We start from the raw sequence: 26066 nt of genomic DNA, 5'->3' as shown, positions 1-26066 counted from the left end.
TTACTTCTAAAAGTAAAATCAATATAAATGGTGTATGGAATTAGTAAAATCTTTGGTAATACGTTCGTAATAAACAAGGACTAGGAGGGGGTAAAGATAGGAATAATACAAGGAAATATGGCTATGGTTCTTTGGTATAGGTAGTAATCGCGATAAATTGTTTTGGTGTTTTCTCAGTTAGCCCTGTTATGGTTTTAGTGGTTAAGATTAACTGATCGTTATTTTTAAAGGTGATGGTTAAGGTGGCCTCTTTGTCCATATTTTCCAAGCTTGTGATTAGCTGATCTGCAGTAAGACGATAGCTTCCTCTTTGGGGGCTTAAGGTTACGATAACGAGCGAATCGCCTACTGTTGTCGCATATTGTCCTGACGATTTAAAATGGCCAAGACTATCAAAGGTTAATTTGCTGAAATTTCTTTGATCGGATGGCAGCAGGTATGTTCCGCTTAGCTGACCATCTTCATACACCTCGGTTATGGTTTGGGTGCTTTTCCATGTTCCAATAATAGTTTGGTTATTGGAAATATTCTTCTTTTTGCATGCGAAAGCAAGCAGGATTAAAAGTAATTCGAAGCAAATCGTTTTAAAGAATCGTACTGATTGCATAAACCAGAAAAATTAACGTAATAGGTCTCGTTGAAATAAAAGAAAAGAGATAGCTAACAGTGATTTTATAGCCTATAATCTTCTAGGATATGCGGTGTGTTTAGTAGTATTCATGACGGTGTTAAAAACAGTGCTAAGTTCTATAAAAATTATATGGAAAGCAAGTTAACATCTATATAAATTCAGTTGAATGTATCTGTTTGGATCGATACCAGCATATAGGAAAATAATAACATTTAAATATAAAAACCTTTTTAGCCTTTCTATTGTTAAGCCAGCAATCATATCATTAGTCTATGTCCGAATTTGACCTAAGAGATCTTGAAAAAATCAGCAAAAGCGGGGAGCTGCTCGATTTGTTGGTTGAAAAAAATATTATAAAAGAGGGAAAGTTTAAGAAACAGCTGGCTTATGAACGGGAGCTGAACACCCTGCAGTTTGAATTATTGCGATTACAACAGTATGTAGCGACCAATAAACAACGACTGCTACTGATTTTTGAAGGAAGGGATGCTGCAGGCAAAGGCGGTACGATCAGTAGGCTGATCGCTAAGCTTAACCCCAAAAAGTACCGTGTAGTAGCCTTGCCCAAACCCAATGCAGAAGAACAAGCGCAATGGTATTTTCAGCGGTATATTAAAGAATTGCCAAGAGAAGGTGAAATGGTATTGTTTGATCGCAGCTGGTATAACCGTGCCTTGGTAGAACCGGTTTTTGATTTCTGTACAAAAGAACAATACCGACAATTTATACGGGAAGTTACCCGTTTCGAGAAGCTGTTGGTAGATGATGGTATCTTATTGATTAAATTCTTTTTGACGATCTCGAAGCAGGAACAACAAGAACGTTTAGAAGAGCGAAAAGCTGATCCAATGAAACAATGGAAAATAGGTGATTTGGATATGCATGCACAAGAGAAATGGGATGATTACGCATACTATATTGATCAATTATTCGAGGAGACAGCTACCAAAAAATCACCTTGGATAGAAATTGTGACGGATGATAAAAAGGTAGCACGTTTGGAGGTCATGAAATATGTGTTATTGCATAGCGGGAATTATCAATGTCAGCATCCGCTGCAAAATGATAAAGCCGTTGTGAAAAAAAGAACGTGATTTTTTTAACTGTGATCATCTATCAACGATCGAAACTATTCCAAAGTTGTGCATTGGGCTTAGGTATAGATAAATCGATTTTTTCATGGCTAATGGGGTGTTCAAATACCAATCGTTTGGCATGAAGTGCAATGGCTTTTCTGGGGGTCTCCCGTGGATAACCGTATTTATAATCCCCTACAATTGGGCAACCTATTGCTGCTAATTGCGCCCTAATTTGATGGGTACGCCCCGTACGCGGATTGACTTCTATTAAATAATAATCATTTGCTTGGGCGATAATACGATAAGATAATTCCGCTTTTTTGCTGTTTTCAACTACCTCTTGGTGCGTAAAGGTGATGTTGTTTACTTTATCACGTGTTAACCAATGTATCAATACAGCCTCTGATGGCTCCGGTTTTTCGTGTACAATAGCCCAATATGTTTTTTGTACTTTCCTTTGTTTAAAAAGCGCAATCATGCCATCCAATGCTTCCTGCGTTTTAGAAAATAATAATATTCCGCTGACGCGTCGATCAAGCCGATGTACGGCATGCCCATTTACTGGTTTACCCGTCTGTACACTTAAATAATTGCTAATGAGGTCTACTAAAGTCTTTTCACCTTTCTTCTTGGTTGTTTCTGCTAAGTATCCAGCCGGTTTATTAATGGCAATTAAATGGTCATCTTCATAAATAATAGTATCGCTTATCGCTATGGGCATAATCGAATATATCGCTTTGGGGTACAAACTTAGCCAAATTGCTTGGTATTTTTAAGAATAGTTGATCGGATTTTGTTATTTTCCAAAAGTGTATTAACTTTGTAACTCAAAGTACTTTTATATGAAAGAACATGAAGCATTAGCCGAGTTAAGTTCTATCCGTAGCTTAATGGAGCGTTCTGCCAAATTTATCTCTCTCCATGGTTTGTCTGGTGTGCTGGCTGGAATATATGCCTTGATTGGTGCATATTGCGGTTATCGAATGGTTTATCAAGCGGGTACACACCTGATGTATCGCCAATATTATGTCAATGATCAGACGGTTATTGTTAAACTGAGTCTAATCGCTTTAGTGGTGCTTTTCTGTTCTATAGGCACGGCAATTATCCTGAGTACCAAAAAAGCCAAGCAAAAAAAGCAGCCCATTTGGAATGCCGCCAGTAAAGGTTTGTTGATTTATGCAGGAATACCGCTATTAACCGGCGGATTGCTTATCCTAATATTCTTGTATCGCGGGTATTTTGGAATTATCGCACCTGCATGTTTGATTTTCTATGGTTTAGCACTGGTTTCGGGCAGTCATTATACCTTTAAAGATATCCGGTGGCTAGGTCTTTCAGAAATAGCTTTAGGCCTTTTAGCTGCCTGGATGCCTGGTTATGGACTCTTGTTTTGGTCGGCCGGATTTGGTGTGCTCCATATTGTGTATGGATTAATCATGTATTATAAATAGGATAACTCAAAATAGTGTTAGAGCAATTTAATAAAGCGTTTGAAAGTCGAATTCGTTTACAGATCATGAGCATATTGGTCGCGAATGAAAGCTATGATTTCACATCGCTCAAGGAGTTACTGGAGGTAACAGATGGTAACCTCGCTTCTCACCTTAAGGCATTAGAAAAGGAGGGATATATTGCCGTAAATAAAAGTTTTGTTGGTCGCAAACCCAATACCCGTTATGAAGCAACAAAACAAGGAATAAGGGCCTTTAAAGGGCATCTGGAAGCATTGGAAAAGTTAATTAAACAACAAAAATAATTTTTTTTACCCTTTAACTTTGTAACACAAAGTACTTTTAAAAATAGAAAAATGGAAAATCAACAAGAAAAAAATGGATTATTCAATTGGTTTAGACAGTCGATTGTGGCTAAATTGGGTATGGTTGCCCTGCTTAGTTTATTATTGCTCATCCCTTCTTCATGGGTAAATGATCTCATTTACGAACGTCAGGGAAGGCAAGAGGAGGTGATGAAAGAAATTGCACAAAGCTGGGCAGGAATACAATATGTCGCTGGGCCGGTTTTGGTTATTCCTTACAAAACGGTGAGACGGGAACGAGATGCACAAGGACTTACTGCCTTGTGGCCTCAGCGATATAGGCTGCACCATCACCAAATTCGCTTTCTGTAAGCTTGTTAATGCCTGAATTATATAAGGAACGCGCTAAATTTTTCAAAGCGAAATTTTTCTGTTGCACGGCAAATATTCCTGTAATGATAGCAATGACAGCTAATATGGTAATGGCAATAGCAATACGCTTGGTCTGGCGGTGTTTACGCTTTATTTTTTCCAATTGATAGGCTTTATCCCGTTTGGTAAACTCGCCTAGTGGTACATGCAAAATGCCGGATACGATCTTCAATACGGCTAGATCTAATCGGTTTTTATAGTCTTCTATGCTGTTTTTTAGCTGCTTTCGGGATACCCCCTTTGTTTCCAGCGAATGGCGATAGGCTTCAATGGATGTAAAGCCTTCATCTTGGGTATGTGGTATCCGTACATCTGCAGCTAGCACTTCTTCTGGCTTATCTTTTATCACCTGACCGTCAGCATCTACGGCGTACCGAAGTTCTTCTGGAAAACATTGCTGTTCTGAAAAGTTATCATCGTATATGGGCTCACCCTTTATGATGAGCGCGATAATCTTTTTAGATTTTCCAATTTGCTTAAAATAACGTAGTTCTTCCCTGACATAGGGTGATCGGGCGGATTGTGGAGAACTTAAATAGACTAAGAATTCTGCGTGGTTAAGGGCTTCCTTTAAGGAGCTATTCAGATCTGAGCTCGCCGCCAATTCTTTTTCATCTTGGAAAACAGGGAAAATTTGGGCTGGAATGGGTTCGCCTAATTGATTTTTTTGGCCTACTAGCTCTTCTGGAACCTCGTAGGTTTCTAATTGGTGATGAAGCCAATCAGCCCATTTCCTACCGTCTTCTCGATTATCGCTGTGACTATAACTGATAAAAGCTTTATATCGTTTTTCAAAGCTAGCAGACTGATCGTTCATAATAGTATAGATAGGCTTTTTGCCTTGCCTGTTTTGGTTTATATACGGATAAACGTTATGGTTAATAAATGATTATGGTGATCGGATATCGTTAATAAAAGGGTAGAAACTATACCACCTCGACCGTAGTAGAGAGATTTATTAAACTTTCCGATAGTCATTTAAACTATTTTATTAAACATAAACGTATTTTAGGGATAGTTATTTTACACCCAAAAAACAATACACGGTAATTGCTGTTTTATCCAAAAACTTTTCCTTAAGTCATAAAAACGCCTTGCATGTTAGAAAACTTCCCATTCTATTTGAGTTTGGTCATCGTTATCATACTGTTGATCATGCTCGCCAATAAGCTCAAAATTGCCTATCCAGTATTGCTTGTTATCGCCGGTTTGCTAATCAGTTTTGTGCAAGGGGTTCCCGTGATACATATTAACCCGGAATTGATATTTATTATCTTCTTACCACCACTTTTATATGAAGCTGCCTGGACTATTTCGTGGAAAGAATTATGGCGTTGGCGTCGAATTATCGGTAGCTTCGCTTTTGTACTTGTTTTTCTTACCGCAACTTCTGTTGCTGTGGTTGCACATGCTTATATTCCTGGCTTCACCTTAGCGTTAGGTTTTCTTCTTGGAGGCATTGTATCGCCCCCAGATGCGGTAAGCGCCAATGCTATTTTAAAGTTTGTGAAAGTTCCTCGACGAATGTCTTCCATTCTGGAGGGTGAAAGTTTGCTGAACGATGCCTCTTCGCTTATTATTTTTCAATTTGCTGTCATAGCCGTCAGTACAGGTGAATTTGTTTGGTATAATGCTGCCCTAAATTTCGTATGGATGGTTATTGGAGGGATAGGAGTTGGTTTATTAATTGGCTGGATATTTATGAAAGCACATCGGTATTTACCGACTGATGTAAACATGGATATTATATTGACGATAGTAGCTCCTTATGTAATGTATATGGTTGCGGAAGAGGTACATAGCTCGGGTGTTTTGGCTGTAGTAAGCGGTGGACTGTTCTTATCGAGGAAAAGACATTATTTTTTGAACAGTAGCTCACGTTTACGGGGTGTGAATTTTTGGGAAAGCTTTGTGTTTCTGCTCAATGGCTGGGTATTTTTGCTTATCGGTTTGGATTTACGGGAAATTGTTACTGGATTGGGTGGAGTGAGTCTTTCTTCCGCTATAGGTTATGGATTATTGGTTACCTTAGTATTAATTGTGGGACGAGTTTTAGCAGCTTATGGAGCCGTATTGGTTACCTTAATTGCCCGTAATGTCATTGCAGTAGCCGATAGGAATCCAGGATATCGAACACCTTTGGTTATGGGGTGGACGGGGATGCGAGGTGTGGTTTCATTGGCTGCTGCCTTGTCTATCCCCATATACCTGGAAGGAGGGGAATCTTTTCCGAGGCGTAATCTGATTTTATTTATCACTTTTGTTGTTATTCTGGTCACCTTACTTTTGCAAGGTTTGACACTACCTTATGTGATTAGAAAAGTTCAAGTGCCTCAATACGATGACTATCTGCCGGAGGATGAAGCAGACCATGCACTAGTCGCTGGACTAAGTGAACATGCCTTAAAACATCTTAAATCTAATTATGGCGATGCATTGAATAGGCATGAGATATTACAGGAGATGGCTCGTAAGTGGGAAGATAAAAGTCAATTTTCCGATCGATTACTCATGGTTGAAGAGACCAAACTTATTTATTTGGATATTTTGGATCAACAGCGGCGATGGCTTTTGAATAAAAATAACGATAGCAATTTTGATGAAGAAATCATCCGGAAACACCTGAGAAGAATAGATATTGAAGAAGAGAAAATCCGTTTATTATAAACCAGCACAAAAGTGCTCTGCCTGGGATCGCTATTAGATTTTCGAGCCGATAAAGAATAATCGAATCAGGTTATAAACACGTTAAAAAGGTCTGAAATATGGCCTACGGGTAAAAGGTGAAAACTGCCATGGAATGGATAAAAAGATGATCAATAAAGCAACGCTGAACCAAATCGCCATAAGCTTAAATTTTTTGCTGTCTTCTTTTGCCCGTTTAGCTTTCATAGAACCGATAGTAACCAAGGTTACCGCAATGAACATCATGAGACTGTGTTCCATACCGAAAAAGCGAACTTCCCGGAGATGGACAGCTTCTGGAAAATGGTGGATAAAGTAATCGACAAACGGACTAATCGTGTACAAAGTGAGTCCGAGTACAAGTTGAATATGAGTGAAGGTTGCTGTCCAGTGCCGAAGAATATGATCCACGTGCGAAAAACGTTTTTTATGTAGCCAGCCGGCATAAGCGCGAATGAGCGATAGCAATAAGCTAGTCAGTACGAGCCAACGGACCAGTGAATGCATGGCAAGTAAAGCCGGATACATATGAGGAAAAGATATGCCTAGATTTTTTGCTACAGTATCTAACATGGCCACATGCTGCGTTAGCTTATTTAATTTTTTCCATCGACTGCATACGCATCAAAAGCATCGAAGATCGCTTTGAGCTCTTTAGTCTTTTCTGGGTATTCTTGAAGTACATTCGTTCGTTCACTCGGATCATATGCTACATTAAACAACTCTTTAGCCGCTTCATAAGGCTTACCTGAATTATTATTAATACCGGCTTCCACCTCACGGTATTTCCAGTTCCCCACTTTTACTGCTTCCAGTTTTCCATGATTAACCAGGTAAATCGGTCGGTGAGGATAATTGGTGTCAGCTACCTCACCGGTAAGTAAAGGAGCGATAGATTGGCCATCGAGCTCCCGGTCTTGAGGTAAGGTCGCTTGTGCCCAAACAGCCAAGGTGGGTAAGAGGTCTACATTGCTGATAGCACTACGAATTGTTTTTCCTGCAGGTATGTGCCCTTTCCAGTAAACGATAAAAGGCTCGCGTACACCACCTTCATAGGTCTGTGCTTTAGAGCCCCTAAACATACCTGCCGTACCAGCATGCCAATGTTTGGTTGCACCGTCACCACCCATGCGTACCGGATATTCTATCCATGGACCATTGTCGCTCGAAAAAATAAACAAGGTATTATCGGCAAGTCCTTGCGTTTCCAGGGCCTTCCAAAGCGCAGCTAAATGGGCATCGAGATCTTCTACAACGGCGCCTAATGGACCTGCATTTTGCATGTCTTTCATCCGCTTAGCTTCGGCAGCGAAGGCTACAGGAAGGTGTGGCATATTATGCGCATAGTAAAGAAAGAATGGTTGCTTACCGTTTTGTGAATGAATAAATTTAATGGCTTCATCATTATAAATCCGGCTCAAAGCAGAATCAGCTGGACGTTGGATTTCAGGTGTCCGGTTGCGGTATATTTTGATGGTGGTATCGGTCTTGACATAAGGATCCCGATAATCGTGACTATAAAGCATGCCATAAAAAGAGTCGAATCCTTGAGCCGTAGGGTAATGATAATCTTGTTTATCACCCAGATGCCATTTACCGATCATAGCAGTACGATATCCTGCGTTATGCAAAACTTCGGCAAGCGTTACCTCTTCATCCGGAAGTCCTAATGGTGATCCGGGTCCTATTGGGTCGGGTAAGTTATAACGGGAAGCATATCTTCCCGTAAGTAAGGAGGCTCGAGAAGGAGTGCATGACGGACTGGTAACGACATAATGAGTGGCACGAAGGCCGGCGCTTGCCATAGCATCTAAAAAAGGTGTGGCAATAGCGGGATTTCCGTAGCAGCCTAAGTCGGAATAACCCATATCGTCCGCTAGTACCAAGATAATGTTTGGCTGTTTTTGTTGCGCAAGGATATGTTGTACTGGTATCAGTAAAAAGAAACAGACAAAAAGTGTAATAAACAGGTGTGATCTATTCATAAGCTATCTATTAGGTTGGATTGTTTACTGCTAATGAAAGAATAAAATCATCTAACTTAGCTTCTTTATCAAGCTTTAATTTTTGTTTAATGCGATAACGGGCCATTCGTATACTTTTGGGTTCAATGCCTAATCTGGTGGATATTTCTTTATTTGGTAGGCCCATTAGGATATACGAGCAATATTTTAAGTCTAAGCGTGTCAACGTATCACCTGCTCGCTGTTGTAAGCGTTCAAAAAAGATAGGATTTACTTCCAGAAAATCATTTTTATAACCATCGTAATCCCGATCTAATTTTTGTTGCTGCTTAACCATACGTTTCAATTGCTGGTTATTGAGGAGAGCATCACCTTTGGGATCTTTTTGGGTGAGCAATTCCAGTAATTGATTTTTTTCTTCTTTCCGCAATTGTTCAGCGAGTAGTTCTTTTTCCAGCCGTTCCTGCCTTTCACGTAATAGCGCCTGTTCGGCAAGTAAACGATTGGCTTCGGTTTCTTGTAGTTTTACCTGCAATTCTGCCTCTTGTTTAGCTTTATCGATCAATTCCTGTTTCCGTAAAGAGGCCTTTAGCTTATAGTTATAAGAAACCAACATGAAGGCGAGTGATAACAATCCCGTTAATCCGAGCACAACATACCATGTTTGTCTTTTTTTACGAAAGTTTGCCTCTTGGGCTAATAATGCAATTTGCTGCTTTTGTTCCACACTACGGTAGCGCGCTTCCAAGCGTTGTGCATTAGTTATCCGCTCTTGGTTAAAAGCTTCCTGATTATTACTGACATAGTTCTTTAAATATTGGAGGGCTGTTGCAGGATCACGACGAACTTCAGCAATACGCGCTAGGTTCTGATAAATACGTGCTTTAGCTAAAGGAAGATTAACGACGGCATGATTAACGCGGTCTAAAGCGGTTAATAGCAATTGTTCGGCGCCCTTGGTATCACCTTGCTGTAAAGCATATTCACTACGCATGCCATAGCAGTTTACCAGAATTTCCGTAAGGCCTGTTGTGGAAGCCATCTGCTCTGCGATTTCAAGGTAGTGGTAAACGCTATCGCGATAATGAGCCGGGTAATGCTGGAAATAGATGTTCGCAGTATTTAGTGCTACGGCGGCGGTATTGCTGCGTACTAATAACCATTCACTGGCCCTTTGGCTTAATCTGATGGATTGGCGATAATAATACAAAGCCGAGTCTAGGAGTTCCCGAGGATTTTTGGAAATTTTATACTGATCGTAAAAATATTGTCCAACAGTGTAATAGGCTGTATTCAACGCATCCACGTTTTTACTTGATCGAGCATAGTTTAAGCTGTACAGTGCATAGTCTTTTTGACGTTGTACATCTGCTCCATAGCTATAAATACTCGCTAAGTAGTGATAAGCGAGCGTCATATATTCATGGTTATGGCCTTTCTTAAAAAAATCAGCAGCCTTCAGTAATTTAGCCACAGACAGATCGTTTTCGTTGGCTACCAGATCAAGCCAACCGTTTCTGAGCCATACCATACCTTTGGCCACAGGGTCTGTTACACGAGGTTCATAGCGCAAAGCACTGTCTAGCGCGGCATATGCACCAGGTATATCTTTTTTTTGTACCAATAAATGTACTTGTGTTGCGTAAATTAGCGCTTTAGCATTGGCATCTTTTTGCTTATTGGCCAAATTCAGCGCAGTATCCATCTGTTGAAATGCTTGATCTAGGTGTTGCTCAAAAAGGGCTCGTGCCAGTTGACAGCGAACAACTACTTGCGTATAGTCTCCGATGTCTTTTTGCTCTAGATGTTGCTGCAAGGAATCCATATAATGTTGCTGCGCACACAATTTACCTGTCAGGTGGCACAGAAATATTCCGAAGATTAGGAGTAGTGTAATCTTTTTTTGCATTGTTCAAACTTAGCTAAAATGTGTGATTTCCGCTATATCCGTATAAACAAATTAGCGTCTGTTTACTAAATTATTGGATGGACATAAAGTGATGTAATTTACTTTTGGTGAATAAACTCACCAAAAAGCCTTACTTTTGGTGAGCACTAGAAATATTATGATTAAACGAATTATTGAACCTTTAATAAAGGAAAGATTGTTTAAGGGTAGAACGATTATTGTTGTTGGTCCGCGCCAAGTAGGGAAAACAACATTGATCAGGGAGGTGTTGAGTAGTAAAGAATACCTTTTTTTAGATGGGGACGATCCACTGGTGAGAACCCAATTGACTAATCCAAACGTAAAGGAAATAGCAACCATTATTGGTAATTCAAAAATAGTGTTTATTGATGAGGCCCAACGCATAGAAAATATCTGGATAACATCTAAGATGATCCATGATCAGTTTAAACATGTCCAACTAATCATGAGTGGATCATCAGCTTTTGAATTACGAAATCATACTAATGAATCATTGACTGGGCGGAAATGGGAATATCATCTGTATCCCATTTCTTATGAAGAATATGAAAATTCAACTCATTTTATCAATGCCCGTAGCGATTTAGAGAATCGTCTGGTTTATGGACTTTATCCGGATGTACTTAATAATCCGGGCGAAGAACGTGAAATACTGAACGAAATTACCCAGAGTTATTTGTTTAAGGATATTTTGGCTTATAGAAATATCAAAAAACCTGAGGCCTTAGAAAAAATACTTCGCGCACTCGCATTTCAGGTGGGTAGCGAAGTCAGTTATAACGAAGTAGCTCAATTAACCGGTGTAGACAAGAATACGGTTGCCAATTATATTCATCTTTTGGAATTATCTTATATTGTTTATCCGCTAACATCCTTTAGCCGAAATCTCCGTAATGAAATCAAAACGAATCAAAAGATTTATTTTTACGACAACGGGATACGTAATGCGCTCATCCAAAATTTCAACCCGCTTCAATTGCGGAATGATATAGGTGCTCTGTGGGAAAATTTCCTAATGACAGAGCGTTTAAAGCGTAATCAATACCATCGGATTTTTACTAATCGATATTTTTGGCGAACAAAACAACAACAGGAGATTGATTATGTTGAGGAAAAAGATGGGACGATTAGTGGTTTCGAATTCAAATGGAATCCTAAAACCAAGGTATATATTCCTTCTAATTTTGTCGATGCTTATCAAGCTAACATATCCACGGTAACTAGCGATAATTTTAGGGAATTCATTGGAAATAACAATTAAAATAGAAATTTTTTGTGGATATTTAGAAGTGTTTTCATCCTTTAGCAAAATAGCATAAAAAACACCTAAAACATCCTGTATATGAATGTCCCTTACAACGTCTGGTGGTTAAACAACAAATTTTTGTTGCTGCCTATTTTGCTCTTCACCTATCAATTAAGCAGTGCACAACTTTATCCTTATCAGGAAAAATGGAAAACAATAGAAAAGAAAGAAATAGATGGTTTACTCAAAAGTGTACAACCGCTAGTGGATGAAATCTACAGCCAAGCTAAAAAAGATCACCTTCCTCAACAACGCATACGCGCACTACTTTATCAAGCTAAAATACAGATCACTACTGAAGATCATCCACAGCAGGTAGCTGCTTTATTATCACGCTTTAAGCAAGAAATAGCGTCAGCAGAACCAATCGAAAAATCAATCTTGCAATCGTTAACAGCAGAACTGTTACTGGAGTATCAACAAAGCAACCGTTATCAGATTGATCGTCGAACGGACATCGATAGTATACCTAAAACAGATGATTTTCTGACTTGGAGTAGCGCTACTTTTAAAAAGGAAATCGCGAATTTATACCAAGCTTCACTTGACCCCCGTAAAATTTTGCAGCAAACACCCACTGCCGATTGGTCATTTTTGTTGGACACGGTGAGCCAATACCGCGAACTACGACCTTCCTTATTTGACGTGCTGGCTCATAGAGCCATCGCTTATTTTACCGCAAATGAAAATCAAGATAAAGTGCGGCAGCTCTTAGGGGAATTGATCCGTATACATGCCGCGGAAACGAATAAAAATGCTTACCTCTATAACCGTTTGCAAGAGTTGTCGTTAAGTACAGTCCCCTTAGATAGCATTCCTGATCAGATTGCCCAATTAAAAGCGTTAGCTGCTTTACATCCCGAGGCTTGGTATACTGCCGAAATACTGTTACAATTGGTTAATAATTACCAGCAATTGCTGTCAGCGGCGACGAAAGATGAGCCAGAAAAACGAAAGGTTTATGCTGAGGCTATTTTAGCCTTATGCGAAGAGGCGCAACAATATCCGAAAACAAATGCGGCAGCACAGCTCCGACGAACGAAGTACACTATCCTACAACCAACACTCGATATACAAGCCGAACAAGTGAACGTACCGGAACAGGACATACCGATCTATATCGCGCATAAAAATATCGATCGTGTATATGTCAACGTTATGGCTTACCCGCATACGGTAACAGATTATTTAAAAAAAGAAACATTTGCTTGGAATAAGGAAAATAAACAGGAGGTAATAGATCAATTTTTGAGTCAACATCAACGCGTGCAAACCTACACTATTGATTTGAAACATTTTGATGACTACCAGTCGCATAGCACTTTGGCAAAGTTAAATGCACTGCCTAAGGGTTCTTATATGCTGGTATTGGGGAACAATGAGAATTTTCGGATAGATAGCACCCATACCGTTACTTTTTTGGAGCTTGATGTAAGTCCACATGCCTTGGTCATTCGCGACGATGAATTGCTGCTAACCGATCGGGAAACCGGTAAACCCATAGCCAAGAAGGATGTCGCCATTTATGAACCCAATGAAGATAACGATAGCCTTCGCTTGCTAGCCAGCGTCACCACTGGGCCAGATGGTAGGGCAACTTCGGAGATGTCCAAGGGAATAAAAAGGAACAGTTACCGTACCCGGATTTATCAGGTCAAAGATGATCAGGTGCTCTTTGATATCAATGGTTACTTTAGGTTTGTAGCGGATGAAGACACCGCCGAAGAAGATGATGAACCGGAAACAAAGATCCAGTTCTTGACCGATAGGGCAATTTATCGGCCAGGACAAACCGTTTATTTTAAAGGGATTATATATCAGGAGATCAAGGGAAAACGTAAGGTATTAAAGGATTATCGTGCCACGGTTAACCTAGTTGATCCAAATGACGCCGAGGTGGCTAAGGTAGCACTCACCAGCAACACCTACGGCTCTATCTTTGGTAGTTTTATGCTACCGGTTGGGAAAGCAACGGGCGAGTATTACCTGGAAGAGGAAGACTGCGATGAAGAGCAAAGATTTAGGGTAGAAGAGTATAAACGGCCGAGCTTTGAAGTGGCCATGGATACCGTAAAAGAAACGGTTAGGATTGGTGATTCCGTTATAGCGAAAGGACATGCGCAAGCTTTTTCCGGCGCGGCGATCGGCGAAGGGAAGGTAACTTACCGTGTGGTACGTAATGCTGTTTTCCCTTATCGCCTGTGGTCGGCTACTGGCCGTTATAACCGATATCCACAAGAGGAGCTTGTCGTGGGCGATACTTACACCGACGCCAACGGCCAATTTAAAATTCCTTTTCTAGCGAAGGCGGCAGAAGAAAAAATAAAAGGGCAATTTAGGTTTTATAACTATACCGTGCATGTGGCGGTTACAGACGTCAACGGCGAAACCCACGAGGGACAGCAGACTATTGCCGTGGGCGATAAGTCGGTATTGTTGCAAATCCCCTTACCGGCGACCCTTCATGCTGATGAGCTGGATTCCATTGCTTTCCGGACTACGAACCTGAATAACCAAGCCATCGCGGCAAAGGGTAATATGCGCTTAACCAAACTGAATGCTCCGGCTAGGGTGCTGCGCGATTTTCCCTTTGCCCAGACAGAGTATCAGCTATTGGACAGCCTAAGCTTTATCAAGGCTTTTCCTCATCTGCCTTATGGGGACGAGCAGAACACCGCTAATTGGGCAAAAGGAGAGGTGGTTATGGATAAGGACTTTGATTCGGCACATGAAAAAGCTGTACGCATGGACCGCAAAAATAAGTTAAAGGAAGGAACTTATTTGTTGGAAAGTTACGTGTTGGACGGTACGGATACCTTGCGGACTTCCCAACTGGTACAGCTTGACCGACCGGACAGTAAAAAACCGGTAGACCATGCATTTTTAAGTGTATCTACGAGCAAAGAGGTTTATGCGCCAGGAGAACAAGCCGAGATTATATGCTCATCGGCTATCCCACAGGCTACCGTATTGGTCATGGTAGAGCAAGATGGTAAAATCATTAAGCGCGAGCAGTTGACCCTAACCAATAACACTAGAAAGCTACTCGTCACGATTGATAAAAACATAAATGTAAGCAGCCTATATGTACATTATTATTTAGGACATTATAATGCCGCAAAAACTGGAACCTTACCGATAAACATACTGCAAAGCTTGAAAAATCTAAACATCAATGTTGGGACTTTTAGGGATAAATTGCAGCCCGGAGAGGAAGAAAGTTGGGAATTAAATATAAAAGGACCGGATAAAGACCAAGTAGCAGCAGAGCTGGTAGCAGGCATGTACGACGCGTCGCTTGATCAATTTGCGCCGCATAGTTTTCGTTTTCCGGAGTCTATCCAGTATAGCTATGCTAAGCTAAGTAATTGGAACATAAGTGATGCCTTCAAGTCTAGCTATGGAAAGGTAGTCCCTTACGAACGTTTGTATACCTATGTGCCGGGTATAAGGTACGAAGATTTGCAAGATTTCGGTTTTAGTTTCATGAATGCCACATGGAAGCAGCAGCGTTACGTCGAAAAATTGAAGGACGAAAAGGATACGCATCATGCAGTATCATACGCTGCCGATGAAATGCTTTACGATAAAATGGGAGATGCCAATCTAAATAAAGTAGTCGTAATGGGTTATACAACACAAGTTAAACGGACATTGACGGGTGCTGCAGCCGGAATTCAGATTAGGGGCGCAGCAGCTCCTCTGCCAGCTAATCAGTCTTTATATGTTGTTGATGGCGAGATTAAGTCGGATATCAGCTCCTTAATCCCAGACGATATTGCTACAATACAGGTCTTAAAAGATACGGAAGCAACGGCACTTTATGGTGCGCAAGCGGCTAATGGCGTTATTGTCGTTACCACAAAGGCAGCTAATGAAGCCGCTTTACAGCAAGTGAAGGCACGTGCCAACTTAAAAGAAACGGCTTTCTTTTATCCGGATTTGCATACAGATGCAGCAGGGAATATAAAAATCCGATTTACGGCACCCGAAAGCCTGACCCAATGGAAATTCATGGCTTTTGCCCATACGCCAAACTTGCAAACAGGCTATTTGGAAAAAATCGTTAGAACGAGTAAAGATTTAATGGTCGTGCCGAATGCGCCACGCTTTTTACGGGAAGGCGATGAACTGGTGTTGAGTGCAAAAATCGTCAACCTGTCTGATCACGTGTTGAATGGCTCGGCCAAGTTGATGCTCATGGATGCCTATACCATGCAGCCACTCGATACGTTATTTGGCCTTACAGGCAATATACAAGCTTTTGAGGCAAAAAAGGGCGATGATAGACAGCTTACGTGGCATCTAAAGATTCCGGCTTCGCAACAGGCGGTAGTATACCGTATTGTTGCCGCTGCGGGTAGCTTTAGTGATGGTGAAGAAGCAGTATTACCTATTTTACCCAACCGGCTGTTGGTGACGGAAACCTTGCCGCTCTACGCCAAGGAAGGGCAAACGAAACAGTTTATCATGCCGGCTTTAGCCGAGGCGACTTCGACGGCACAGCATCAGGGACTGACGCTGGAGCTCACGACGAACCCGATGTGGTATGCAATTCAGGCCTTACCCTATATGCAGGAATATCCTTACGAATGCTCAGAACAACTATTTGCCAAACTTTATGCTACGCTAATAGCGAAGAAACTGTTGGATACCGCGCCGAAGCTTAAATCTCTTTTTGATGAATGGAATAAAAAAGGGATGCTGCAATCGAAATTGGAAAGCAATACCGAGTTAAAATCTATTCTATTGGAAGAAACACCGTGGGTACGTGAAGCAGAAAATGAGGAAACCCGGATGAAACGTTTAGCGGTATTATTTGATCTGAATAGTCTACGAAACCAATGGCAAACGGTTTATCAAAAGTTCGCCGCTAGACAATTACCATCGGGTGCTTTTCCCTGGTTTGAAGGGGGAGATGCCAGCTTATCCATTACTACCCATATTGTTGCCGGTTTTGGTCAACTCCGTAAGCTACAGGTGGATGTTAAAGGTATAAGCGACAGTACATATCAGAAAGTGCTGAAGCAGGCCATTGCCTATTTAGATACGGCAGCAGAAAAGGAGCTGAATAAAAAGGATAGGCTCGTTCCGCTATCGTATTATACCTTTAGCCATTATTTATATGCGCGTAGCTTTTTCTTAGCTATCTATCCCCTAAAAGACGATATCCGGAGAAAAATAGGAACACTTTTAGACAAAGCCGACGGCAAACTGGTGGTGGATCATTTACAGCAGCAAGCGATGCTGGCGACCGTATATAATCGTTTTGGCGAACAAGAAAAAGCAAGGAAAATCTTGGTATCCTTAAAAGAGTATGCCGTAAATGATGAGGAGAAAGGCATGTACTGGAAAGCTAACAAAAGTGGGTGGGACTGGTGGCAAAGTCCGATTGAAACCCAAGCGATGTTGATAGAAGCTTTTGACGAGATGAAAGATATATCCAGTGTAGAACAGTTAAAACTTTGGCTAATCAAAAATAAGCAAAGTAATCATTGGGGCAGTACGAAAGCGACCACGGAGGCCATTTATGCGTTATTGTTTGCGGGAAAGGATTGGCTTAATACCGAAGGAAGCCTAACTGTAGAAGTAGGCCGGGAGCCGGTTAGCCTCCAAGATGCTACAGCGGCTACCGGTTATGTAAAAACTTCCTGGCAGGCATCAACCATTAAACCCAACATGGCGCAGGTAACGATTAGCAAAACAAGCGCTGGCCCAGTTTGGGGTGCTTTATATTGGCAGCATTTTGAAAAATTGGCAGACATAAAAGCTGCAGCTACAGGTGTGCAACTGGAAAAGACGCTCTATCGGAAACAGCAGACAGCCAAAGGGCCCTTGTTAAAGGCGATTGATGCACAAACGCCTATTCGGGTAGGCGATTTAGTAACCATTCGCTTAATATTGCGTGCTGATCGGGATTTATCTTTCATCCACCTGAAAGATATGCGGGCCAGTGGTTTTGAACCAGTCAATGTGTTATCGAGCTATAAATGGCAGGATGGTTTAGGCTATTATGAAAGTACCCGCGATGCAGCGACCAACTTCTTTATCGATAAGCTGGCTAAGGGCACCTATGTGTTTGAGTATGACGTTAGAGCCAATAATGCGGGTGTATTTGCCAACGGTATCAGTACCATTCAAAGTATGTATGCACCAGAGATGAGTGCCCATAGCGAGGGAATTACCGTTCATATCGCTGGACAAAAAGATTGAATAGGATAGATACCCATTTGTGAAATACAGTAGATATTACCAAATTAGCGGTAAAAAAACGAGCGATCTTCATGAAGAAAATTGTTTTAGCCAGTACATCAACGTTATACGGTGAAAGTTATCTGGCGTATTTAAGAGAAACGATTGTAGACTTGTTTCAACATAGCAAGGAAATTATTTTTATTCCTTACGCCAGGCCGGGTGGGATTAGCCATGAAGCATATACCCAAAATGTAGCAAGCTTTTTTAAGGAATTGAATATCGGAGTGAAAGGCTTGCATGAGTTTGCTGCTCCGACACATGCCTTACAACAGGCGAAAGGAATTTTTACAGGTGGTGGCAATACCTTTTTGTTGGTGAAAGCTTTACACGAATTGGGTTTAATGGCCGGTCTTAAATCGATCGTTGAACAAGGTACACCTTATTTAGGTACCAGTGCGGGCAGCAATATTGGAGGTGTTAACATGCAGACCACCAACGATATGCCGATTGTTTATCCGCCAAGCTTTGAAACGATGGGACTTGTGCCTTTTAACATCAATGCGCACTACCTGGACCCAGATCCTACCTTGAAGCACAACGGTGAAACTCGGGAAACCCGTATTCGCGAATTCCATGTATTCAATACTATTCCGGTGGTTGGTTTGCGGGAGGGGAGTTGGATTGCCGTTCATGACGAGGTGGTGACGACTGAAGGAAGCAGGTCGTCTAGAATATTTAAACCCAATCAAGAACCAATAGAAATCGCTCCAGGTACCCAAATACAATTTTAACGGCCATTTTTAGTCGCACTTAAAAAATAGAATAAGATCTGTAATACCATGTCAGCGATAACGATAAGAACGAAACTGCAACCAGGCGATTTAAGCTATATTGCCTATATACACAGCACCTTATATGCTGATGAATGCCATTATGGTTTAGGCTTCGAAGCTTATGTATTGCGTGGCTTAAGCACCTTTGCAGAAGATTACGACGCCGATAAAGATTGTGTTTGGATGGTAGAACAAGAAGGTAAGATGGTCGGTTGTTTAATAGCCGTTATGCAGCGTGATGCCTTACAATTACGTTATTATTTATTGCTGCCAGATTATAGGGGGCAAGGAATTGGGAAATTGCTGATGGAACATTTTATTGCGCATATGCGTGATAAGGGATTCGGGAAAGCATTTTTGTGGACAACCAATGAACAACAAGGCGCAATTTCCTTGTATACTAAATTTGGTTTTCTTTTAACAGAAAAAAAGCCATCGACTGCTTTTGGCAAACCGCTAATGGAGCTCCGTTATGATTTGGTATTAGCGCAGCAAGGAAAGGTAATGCAAATTTAGGTGATGAGCCGGTTAATATCTTTTAATTCGCCGAATAAAACTAAGATGTCGTCTTTTTGAAGTAGCGTGGAGGATTGTGCTAGTTCAGCCGACGTGTTCTCGGCAGAAATTTCGCTACTGTCTTTAGGTCTCAACGTAGTTAATACAAGTACTCGGTATTCGTTGGTAATGTTAGCTTCGCCAAGTGTTTGGCCGACATAACGTTCGGGTACTAAGGCTTCTACAATACTGTGCTTATCGGAGATTTTAAAAAATTCAATAATTTCACTATTGTTGAGACGCATGGCCAATCGTTCAGCCGAATCAACCTCAGGCATAATATATTCATCGATGTCCATCGCTTCCAGTACGGTTTGTTGGAGATCGGACATAATTCGGCCAATAATACGTTTTACTTTTAATTGTTTAAGGAGTGCCGTAGATAATAGGGATGATGCCTCATCTTCGCCTATGGCTACAATGACGGCGTCGCTGTCTTTTAAAGGTAAGGCACTTACAGCATCGCGGTCCGTACAATCCATGCACACCGTATGGGTGATTTTGTCACGCAGCCGTTCTACTTTAGCCATGTTTTTATCCACGCCAATGACTTCATGGCCAAGTGTGGTGAGTTGCGTAGCTAGGGAATTACCAAAGTTGCCTAATCCAAAAACGATATACTTCATACGTCAAGATTTGTTTAAAATAAAATGTTTTCTTCAGGGTAGCGATAGTTCTGAAGAGGACGTTTTTTTATAAATGCCAATAAGAGGGTAAGCGCCCCGACCCGGCCAATAAACATCGCCAAGATCAAAATAATCCTTCCACCTCGCGTTAGTGTGCTGGTGATCCCCATGCTTAAACCAACGGTATTGTAAGCCGAGAAACTTTCAAACACGAGGGCTATCGGATTTTTATCGCCATCGGTAAGCGTTAATCCGAAAATACATAAACCAATACCAATAATCGATAAGGCGATAACGGCAAATGCTCTCCGGACAGAATCACGTGAAATGCCTCTTCGAAAAATTTCTATATGATCTTTACCCTTGGCTAAGCTAAATAAATTTAATGTTGCTACAGCAAATGTGGTGGTTTTTATACCCCCTCCTGTAGAGCCGGGTGAAGCACCTATCCACATTAGCCACAGTAAAATAAAGATACTGGAAAGGCGCAAGGTATTGGGGTCAATCGGGCTAAGTCCTGCAGAACGTGGTGTGGCACCGATAAAAAAAGCGTCTATCAATTTTGCCCAAGTGGTGTCATAATGGCTTAAACTGTGGCCTGACTCCAGAATAAAGATAGCCAAGGTGCCTAATACCAGTAAGAAAAGGCTAGTGTATCCAATAAGGCGAGCGTTAAAATTAATGACCCATGGTCGGTATTTAAAGGGTCTATGATGAACTAATTTAAAGTAAAAATTTTTTATCCAACGTTTAATAAACGTAAAGGTGTTAAATACAATGGTAAAACCGAGTCCGCCCAATATAAACAATAAAGCAAGTACCATATGCAAGCTACTATTGAAACGTAGGCTTGGATGGTACAATCCATCCCGCACAGTGGAGAAACCGGCATTGCAAAAAGCAGATATGGCATGGAAGACGGCAAAGAAAAAATGGTCGTGTACGCTGGGAAAAAGCTTGTCGCTCGTACTTTGGAAAATCAATATGGCACCAATGGCTTCGAACAGTAAGGTGACAAAAATAATTTTTAATAAAGTACCGATAACGGAGTTTAGTTTTTTTTCACCTAGGAGCTCCGTGTACATCAACTGATTTTTATAAGAGAAACCACCCGAAAAAAAATAACCAAAAAAGCCGGTAAAAGTCATGATACCTAAACCACCGAGTTGGACGAGTACAATCAATATCGTTTGCCCGAAAGAAGTAAAGTCGGCAGATACATCAACTACCGTTAAACCTGTAATGCAAACTGCACTGGTAGCCATGAAGAGGGCGTCAACAAAATTGAGTGGCGGTCCGACCATCACATTCGGTAGCAGCAATAATACGGTACCAATAAAGATCATGAAAAGAAAACTGATGATAAATAGTAAGGTTGGACTGAAATAAAAGCGATCGAAGAAAAGGACATTTTTGGATAGTTCTACAATAAATACAGCGAAGAATCCTAAATATACCCATGCCGGATCATTGTAAGGGAAAAGGAGGTGAAACTGACGATCAAGAATAATGAGGATAAAATATAAAGCCAGTGCCAGTTCGGGATAACGAGACTTTAATAGTGATTTTCTGACCAGAAAATTACTCACCGCCCGTATACATAGAACGCAGGTAATACAATAGAATAAAACAATAATTCCCTGATTGAACCAGTTGTCTAAATAAAAATGTTCTTGATAACCGGTATGCGCTAATATCGCAATTGCGCAACCTAAGCTGAGGTATAATAAGAGCCAATCAATGCGTTTTCGTAAGCGGGTAATTTTAGTATCGTTGGTATCCTGCCTCATGATATGCAATAATACGGTGTTAAATGGTTATTGTTTGCTTAATATCGGAAAAACTTTGTTAATTTCAATAGCTAGTGTTATGGAATATTGTTGTCTCCATCTATCTTTTTTATAATGACGATCGGGTATTTACCTAAAGCCAAGACATTTCAGGATGATAGGCGTATGTGCCTTTTAGTTATTTTTCCGATGGTCATTTTTTTATATATTAGAATTCTTTTAAATAGAAATTAAATCGCGGTACTTAGACGATTACGACCAACGCAAAAAACGATACCGTCATGGTATATAACTGCTTAAATTACCGGAACAGCAACCGCATGTACAATATAAGCTGTGAAAAAATGCTGCTATTATAAATGAACAGGAACAGCTTGTCGTTAAACAATATAAAATGAACAAAGTAGAAATATTTGAAAATGAAAGAGCCTCAGGCTATAATACCTTTGTAGAAACGTGGATACCGAACTATTCCGTTTTCTTAAACGACCTTCCTAAGCTGTTCAGTAAAATGAATCCCAAAGAACTGTTAGTGGTAGGTTGTGGAACAGGAAACGAAATTGAGCAGTTTGTACATCGTTCCGAACGATGGCTGATAACTGGTATTGATCCTTCACCCGAAATGGTTAAGCAGGCGATAGATCGCTTTCAAGGCTATGAGCATGTAACACTGATGGAAGGTTTGGTCACGGCTATTGACGCAGAGAAAAAATACAGTGCAGCAACGCTTTTGTTAGTCTTGCATTTTCTTGAAGATGATGGCAATAAGTTAAACTTATTGAGCAATATAGCAGAGAGATTAGTTTCGGGAGCAACGTTTGTGATGCTCGACATAACAGGTGATAAGCAGCAGATCAAACAGAACCTAAAAATCCTGAGGCTTCTCTTGCCAGACGGTTTAGATGAACAACAAATTAATCATCGCCTTAACAGAATAGAAAATGAACTCTTCCCCATTTCAGAAGAACGACTGGCAGCATTATGCGTAACAGCAGGATTTGAAAAGCCTATTCGCTTTTTTCAATCGTCCATCTATATGGGATGGCTAATGACCAAGAAATGAATGAGCGGTATATTGATGAGGCACGTTTAAAAACTTATTTCTAACTTTGAGGCTGCTGAAGTGATTTAGCTATGAATTTGTTTAAACATTGTTCGCAATGGACACCTTATTTTCCATCGAGAACAACGTTTAAGCAGGTGTTATATTAACTCCTAGATTGATCATGATGATAAAAAACTGCTGGCTGCTGGGCTTCTTGTACCTATTTCTTAGTGGAACAGGTGCCCAAGCGCAATCTATCCAATTAAAATCGCCAAATGGAGCGATAACGGTTTCGTTGAAATTGACGGATAAAATCTATTACACCTTGTCTTATGGTAACGAGGTGTTGTTAAAGGACAATTTTTTGCAGCTGAACCTTCGTACAGGGGCACTTGGAGAAAAACCTAAACTTAAAAATAAGAAATTGAAAACGGTATCAAATACCATTAATCCCCTGGTACCTTTGAAATACGCTACGGTTAACAATCGCTATAACCAACTGGAATTGAATTTTAAAGGAGATTATTCGGTAGAGTTTAGGGCTTTTGATGATGGAATAGCTTATCGGTTTATCACGCATAAAAAAGGAGAGGTGGAAGTGTTGTCCGAAGATTTTGGCATTCATTTTCCATCCGCATATCAAGCCCATGTGCAGCAGCCTAATGGTTTTAAAACGTCCTATGAAGAACCTTACTCAGCGATAGTCACTCAAGATTGGAAGTCTACCGATAAAATGGCAACCTTACCCGTGTTGATTGATACCAAGAAGCAGTATAAATTGCTCATCAGCGAAGCTGATCTACGCGATTATCCTTGCATGTTTTTAAAGGGAACAGGAAATAATGGGATGCAAGCCACCTTCCCCAAAGTTCCCTTAACGTTTGGTCCTGATGGTGATCGCAGTTTGAAGATTGAAAAAGAGGCTGATTATATAGCAAAAACAGCGGGTGAACGGACATATCCATGGCGTTATTTTGTGCTTACCAAAGACGATAAGCAACTGGTTGAAAATACCATGACCCTAAAACTGTCCGCACCGAATGAATTGGCAGATCCCTCGTGGATTAAGCCAGGGCAAGTAAGCTGGGAATGGTGGAATGACGCGTCGCCCTACGGGCCAGATGTAAACTTTGTGTCGGGTTATAACCTGGAAACATATAAATATTACATTGATTTTGCGGCTAAATTTGGAATTTCGTATATATTAATGGATGAGGGTTGGGCGAAGAGCACTCTTGACCCATTTACACCCAATCCAAAAGTTGATTTGCATGAATTGATCCGCTACGGTAAAGAGAAAAACGTAGGTGTTGTGCTATGGTTAACTTGGCTCACGGTGGAGAACCATTTTGACTTATTCAAAACGTTCCATGAATGGGGCATAAAAGGGGTGAAGATCGACTTCATGGATCGGAGCGATCAGTGGATGGTGAATTATTATGAGCGGGTTGCCAAAGAAGCGGCTAAGCATCACCTTTTCGTTGATTTTCACGGTGCATTCAAGCCTGCGGGTTTGGAATATCGTTATCCCAATGTACTTTCGTACGAAGGGGTGAGAGGAATGGAGCAAATGGGCGGCTGTTATCCGGATAATAGTATTTACTTCCCTTTTATACGTAATGCGGTAGGACCTATGGATTATACACCCGGTGCTATGATTAATATGCAACCCGATGTGTATCAAGCTGCCCGGCCTAATGCGGCAAGCATCGGTACCAGAGCTTACCAATTGGCATTATATGTGGTTTTTGAAAGCGGCATCCAGATGTTGGCTGATAATCCAACCCTTTATTATCGAAATGAAGACTGCACCCGATTTATCACTCAAGTGCCGACGACTTGGGATGAAACCAAAGCATTAGTCGCCAAGGCTGGTGAAGTGTTGGTCGTTGCCAAACGTAAAGGCAATAAGTGGTTTATTGGAGGAATGACTAATAATAAGGAAGAAGTCCGACAATTGACCATTAACCTGGATTTCCTTCAGGAAGGAACAACCTATCACCTGACTTCCTTTGAAGATGGTATCAATGCCGGGAGGCAGGCCATGGATTATCGTAGAAAAGAATTGACTGTACGAAAAGGAGATCAATTGTCGTTAAAAATGGTTAGAAATGGTGGTTGGGCTGCGGTGTTGGAATAGTGGAGACCGTCATTGCATCAATCATCTGTTGGTTAAACCAATGAGGGTATAGCCATCTCGGTTTGGTTAAATTGTCTAGTAATGCAATTTCGCTCGCACTTAAGGTGATATGAATTGCCTGTAAATTATTTTCCAACTGACTGATTTTACTCGCTCCGATAATAATACTTGATATTACAGGTTTGGTAAGTAACCACGCTAGAGCAATTTGTGAAACGGATGCCTGATGCTGCTGCGCGAGCTTTTCTAGCGTGTCAATCACTTGGAAACCAAATTCCTTATCAAAAGGTAGTAAATCAAAAGCCGATAGGCGATTTTCCGTATCTTTTAAATTTTCGCGCGTATATTTGCCGCTTAAAAAACCGCCGGCTAAAGGGCTCCATACACTCATGCCGATTCCGGCATATTGCATAAAGGGGATAATATCCTGTTCCACATCTCGGCCTACTAATGAATAATTCATCTGCCCATTGCAAAAGGTAGCCCAGCCATTGCTTTTTTGTATTTGATAAGCGGTGGCCGCTTTCCATGCCGACCAATTAGAAAAACCAATATACCTAACTTTGCCTGAAACAATGAGATAATTAAGTGCTTCGAGTGTTTCCTCAAGTGGCGTAAAGGGATCTTCTTTATGCAAAATATAAAGATCGATGTAGTCTGTCTTCAGTCGTTTTAAACTTTGTTCACAAGCATACAAAATGTGTTGTTTAGAAAGCCCGGCTTGAATGATCGCATCTCCTGTTCGGAATCCTACTTTTGTAGCGATGATGACCTCTTTACGTTTTATTTTAAGTATATCTCCCAACATTTCTTCTGATTGTCCGTCAGCATAACCATCAGCTGTATCAAAAAAATTAATTCCCGCTTCCAACGATTGATCTATCATACGTAAGGCGTTTTCTTTGTCAACCTTATAAACCGACGGAGCGGAAGGATGGGCTCCAAATGTCATGGCTCCAAAGGAAAGTTTGGAGACTATCAAACCACTATTTCCAAGTTTAGCATATTTCATTTTCAATAATTTTCGTTTAATCTATCTGTTTTATTTATTGCAAACTTAACTAGCCATCTATACCTTTACAATACCTGTCAATTT

At 40.8% G+C, this 26066-nt stretch carries 20 protein-coding genes; 11 read left to right on the top strand and 9 right to left on the bottom strand.

From position 1 onward, the window contains the following. Positions 1-121: 121 nt before the first annotated feature. Positions 122-607, bottom strand: a complete 486-nt coding sequence (locus ABD930_RS21075; RefSeq protein ID WP_345235134.1) for a hypothetical protein — start codon at positions 605-607, stop codon at positions 122-124. Between the two features lie 296 nt (positions 608-903). Between ABD930_RS21075 and ppk2 the strand changes: the two genes are divergently transcribed. Next, positions 904-1725 carry a polyphosphate kinase 2 gene (gene ppk2, locus ABD930_RS21070; protein ID WP_345235132.1) on the top strand — a complete coding sequence of 274 codons (822 nt, stop codon included), beginning with the start codon at positions 904-906 and terminating at the stop codon, positions 1723-1725. A gap of 22 nt (positions 1726-1747) precedes the next feature. Here the strand turns inward: ppk2 and ABD930_RS21065 are convergent, their stop codons facing one another. After that, positions 1748-2431: an RluA family pseudouridine synthase gene (locus tag ABD930_RS21065; protein ID WP_345235130.1), complete on the bottom strand. Its 684-nt coding sequence runs from the start codon at positions 2429-2431 to the stop codon at positions 1748-1750. Positions 2432-2552: 121 nt separating this feature from the next. On the opposite strand from ABD930_RS21065, the gene ABD930_RS21060 reads away from it, so the two are divergent. Genes ABD930_RS21060 through ABD930_RS21050 form a run of 3 tightly spaced genes read left to right on the top strand, consistent with a single transcriptional unit; the run spans position 2553 to position 3841 of the window. Beyond that, positions 2553-3164 carry a hypothetical protein gene (locus ABD930_RS21060; protein ID WP_345235128.1) on the top strand — a complete coding sequence of 204 codons (612 nt, stop codon included), beginning with the start codon at positions 2553-2555 and terminating at the stop codon, positions 3162-3164. 14 nt (positions 3165-3178) lie between these two features. Beyond that, positions 3179-3469 carry a winged helix-turn-helix domain-containing protein gene (locus tag ABD930_RS21055; protein ID WP_345235126.1) on the top strand — a complete coding sequence of 97 codons (291 nt, stop codon included), beginning with the start codon at positions 3179-3181 and terminating at the stop codon, positions 3467-3469. A 51-nt stretch (positions 3470-3520) separates the two neighbouring features. Continuing rightward, entirely contained in the window at positions 3521-3841 is a 321-nt protein-coding gene (locus tag ABD930_RS21050; protein WP_345235124.1) for an inner membrane CreD family protein, read from the top strand. On the opposite strand, the gene ABD930_RS21045 is transcribed toward ABD930_RS21050, so the two are convergent. After that, on the bottom strand, positions 3783-4718 hold the full coding sequence (locus ABD930_RS21045; protein WP_345235122.1) for a toll/interleukin-1 receptor domain-containing protein: 936 nt from the start codon (positions 4716-4718) through the stop codon (positions 3783-3785). The two genes, ABD930_RS21050 and ABD930_RS21045, sit on opposite strands and share 59 nt — an antisense overlap. 281 nt (positions 4719-4999) lie before the next feature. Here ABD930_RS21045 and ABD930_RS21040 point away from each other — a divergent pair, with 281 nt between their 5' ends. Further along, a complete protein-coding gene (locus ABD930_RS21040; RefSeq protein WP_345235120.1) occupies positions 5000-6568 on the top strand; it encodes a Na+/H+ antiporter in 1569 nt (522 codons plus the stop codon). Between the two features lie 81 nt (positions 6569-6649). Here the strand turns inward: ABD930_RS21040 and ABD930_RS21035 are convergent, their stop codons facing one another. The 3 genes from ABD930_RS21035 to ABD930_RS21025 are packed head-to-tail and all read right to left on the bottom strand — an operon-like array spanning position 6650 to position 10459. Then, positions 6650-7159 (bottom strand): hypothetical protein, encoded by a 510-nt coding sequence (locus ABD930_RS21035; RefSeq protein WP_345235117.1) that lies wholly within the window; start codon positions 7157-7159, stop codon positions 6650-6652. Positions 7160-7182: 23 nt separating this feature from the next. Next, entirely contained in the window at positions 7183-8571 is a 1389-nt protein-coding gene (locus ABD930_RS21030; RefSeq protein WP_345235116.1) for a sulfatase-like hydrolase/transferase, read from the bottom strand. Between the two features lie 10 nt (positions 8572-8581). Next, positions 8582-10459, bottom strand: coding sequence for a LuxR C-terminal-related transcriptional regulator (locus ABD930_RS21025; RefSeq protein WP_345235114.1), 1878 nt, complete (start codon positions 10457-10459; stop codon positions 8582-8584). Positions 10460-10616: 157 nt separating this feature from the next. On the opposite strand from ABD930_RS21025, the gene ABD930_RS21020 reads away from it, so the two are divergent. The 4 genes from ABD930_RS21020 to ABD930_RS21005 all read left to right on the top strand — a co-directional run bounded on the left by ABD930_RS21020 (position 10617) and on the right by ABD930_RS21005 (position 19330). Then, on the top strand, positions 10617-11741 hold the full coding sequence (locus tag ABD930_RS21020; protein ID WP_345235112.1) for an ATP-binding protein: 1125 nt from the start codon (positions 10617-10619) through the stop codon (positions 11739-11741). 81 nt (positions 11742-11822) lie between these two features. Beyond that, complete coding sequence (locus tag ABD930_RS21015; RefSeq protein WP_345235110.1) at positions 11823-17999, top strand: alpha-2-macroglobulin family protein; 6177 nt, start codon at positions 11823-11825, stop codon at positions 17997-17999. A gap of 71 nt (positions 18000-18070) precedes the next feature. Further along, positions 18071-18772, top strand: coding sequence for a dipeptidase PepE (gene pepE / locus ABD930_RS21010; protein ID WP_345235108.1), 702 nt, complete (start codon positions 18071-18073; stop codon positions 18770-18772). Between the two features lie 48 nt (positions 18773-18820). Beyond that, a complete protein-coding gene (locus ABD930_RS21005; RefSeq protein ID WP_345235106.1) occupies positions 18821-19330 on the top strand; it encodes a GNAT family N-acetyltransferase in 510 nt (169 codons plus the stop codon). Here the strand turns inward: ABD930_RS21005 and ABD930_RS21000 are convergent. Both ABD930_RS21000 and ABD930_RS20995 read right to left on the bottom strand, forming a co-directional pair. Then, the gene (locus tag ABD930_RS21000) at positions 19327-19995 is read right to left on the bottom strand and encodes a potassium channel family protein (RefSeq protein ID WP_345235104.1); all 669 of its coding nucleotides are present in this window, start codon (positions 19993-19995) and stop codon (positions 19327-19329) included. The two genes, ABD930_RS21005 and ABD930_RS21000, sit on opposite strands and share 4 nt — an antisense overlap. Positions 19996-20009: 14 nt before the next feature. Then, positions 20010-21785 carry a TrkH family potassium uptake protein gene (locus tag ABD930_RS20995; RefSeq protein WP_345235102.1) on the bottom strand — a complete coding sequence of 592 codons (1776 nt, stop codon included), beginning with the start codon at positions 21783-21785 and terminating at the stop codon, positions 20010-20012. A gap of 394 nt (positions 21786-22179) precedes the next feature. Here ABD930_RS20995 and ABD930_RS20990 point away from each other — a divergent pair, with 394 nt between their 5' ends. Further along, on the top strand, positions 22180-22848 hold the full coding sequence (locus tag ABD930_RS20990) for a class I SAM-dependent methyltransferase (protein ID WP_345235100.1): 669 nt from the start codon (positions 22180-22182) through the stop codon (positions 22846-22848). A 163-nt stretch (positions 22849-23011) separates the two neighbouring features. Further along, on the top strand, positions 23012-24970 hold the full coding sequence (locus ABD930_RS20985; RefSeq protein ID WP_345235098.1) for a glycoside hydrolase family 97 protein: 1959 nt from the start codon (positions 23012-23014) through the stop codon (positions 24968-24970). On the opposite strand, the gene ABD930_RS20980 is transcribed toward ABD930_RS20985, so the two are convergent. Then, positions 24936-25982, bottom strand: a complete 1047-nt coding sequence (locus tag ABD930_RS20980) for an aldo/keto reductase (RefSeq protein WP_345235096.1) — start codon at positions 25980-25982, stop codon at positions 24936-24938. The two genes, ABD930_RS20985 and ABD930_RS20980, sit on opposite strands and share 35 nt — an antisense overlap. Positions 25983-26066 lie beyond the last annotated feature (84 nt).

Origin of the sequence: Olivibacter ginsenosidimutans, from assembly GCF_039542865.1 — a bacterium.
In the GTDB taxonomy this organism is placed as follows: domain Bacteria; phylum Bacteroidota; class Bacteroidia; order Sphingobacteriales; family Sphingobacteriaceae; genus Olivibacter; species Olivibacter ginsenosidimutans.
Note: the sequence above shows the minus strand (reverse complement) of the source record. Positions and strands in the feature narration are given on the sequence as shown.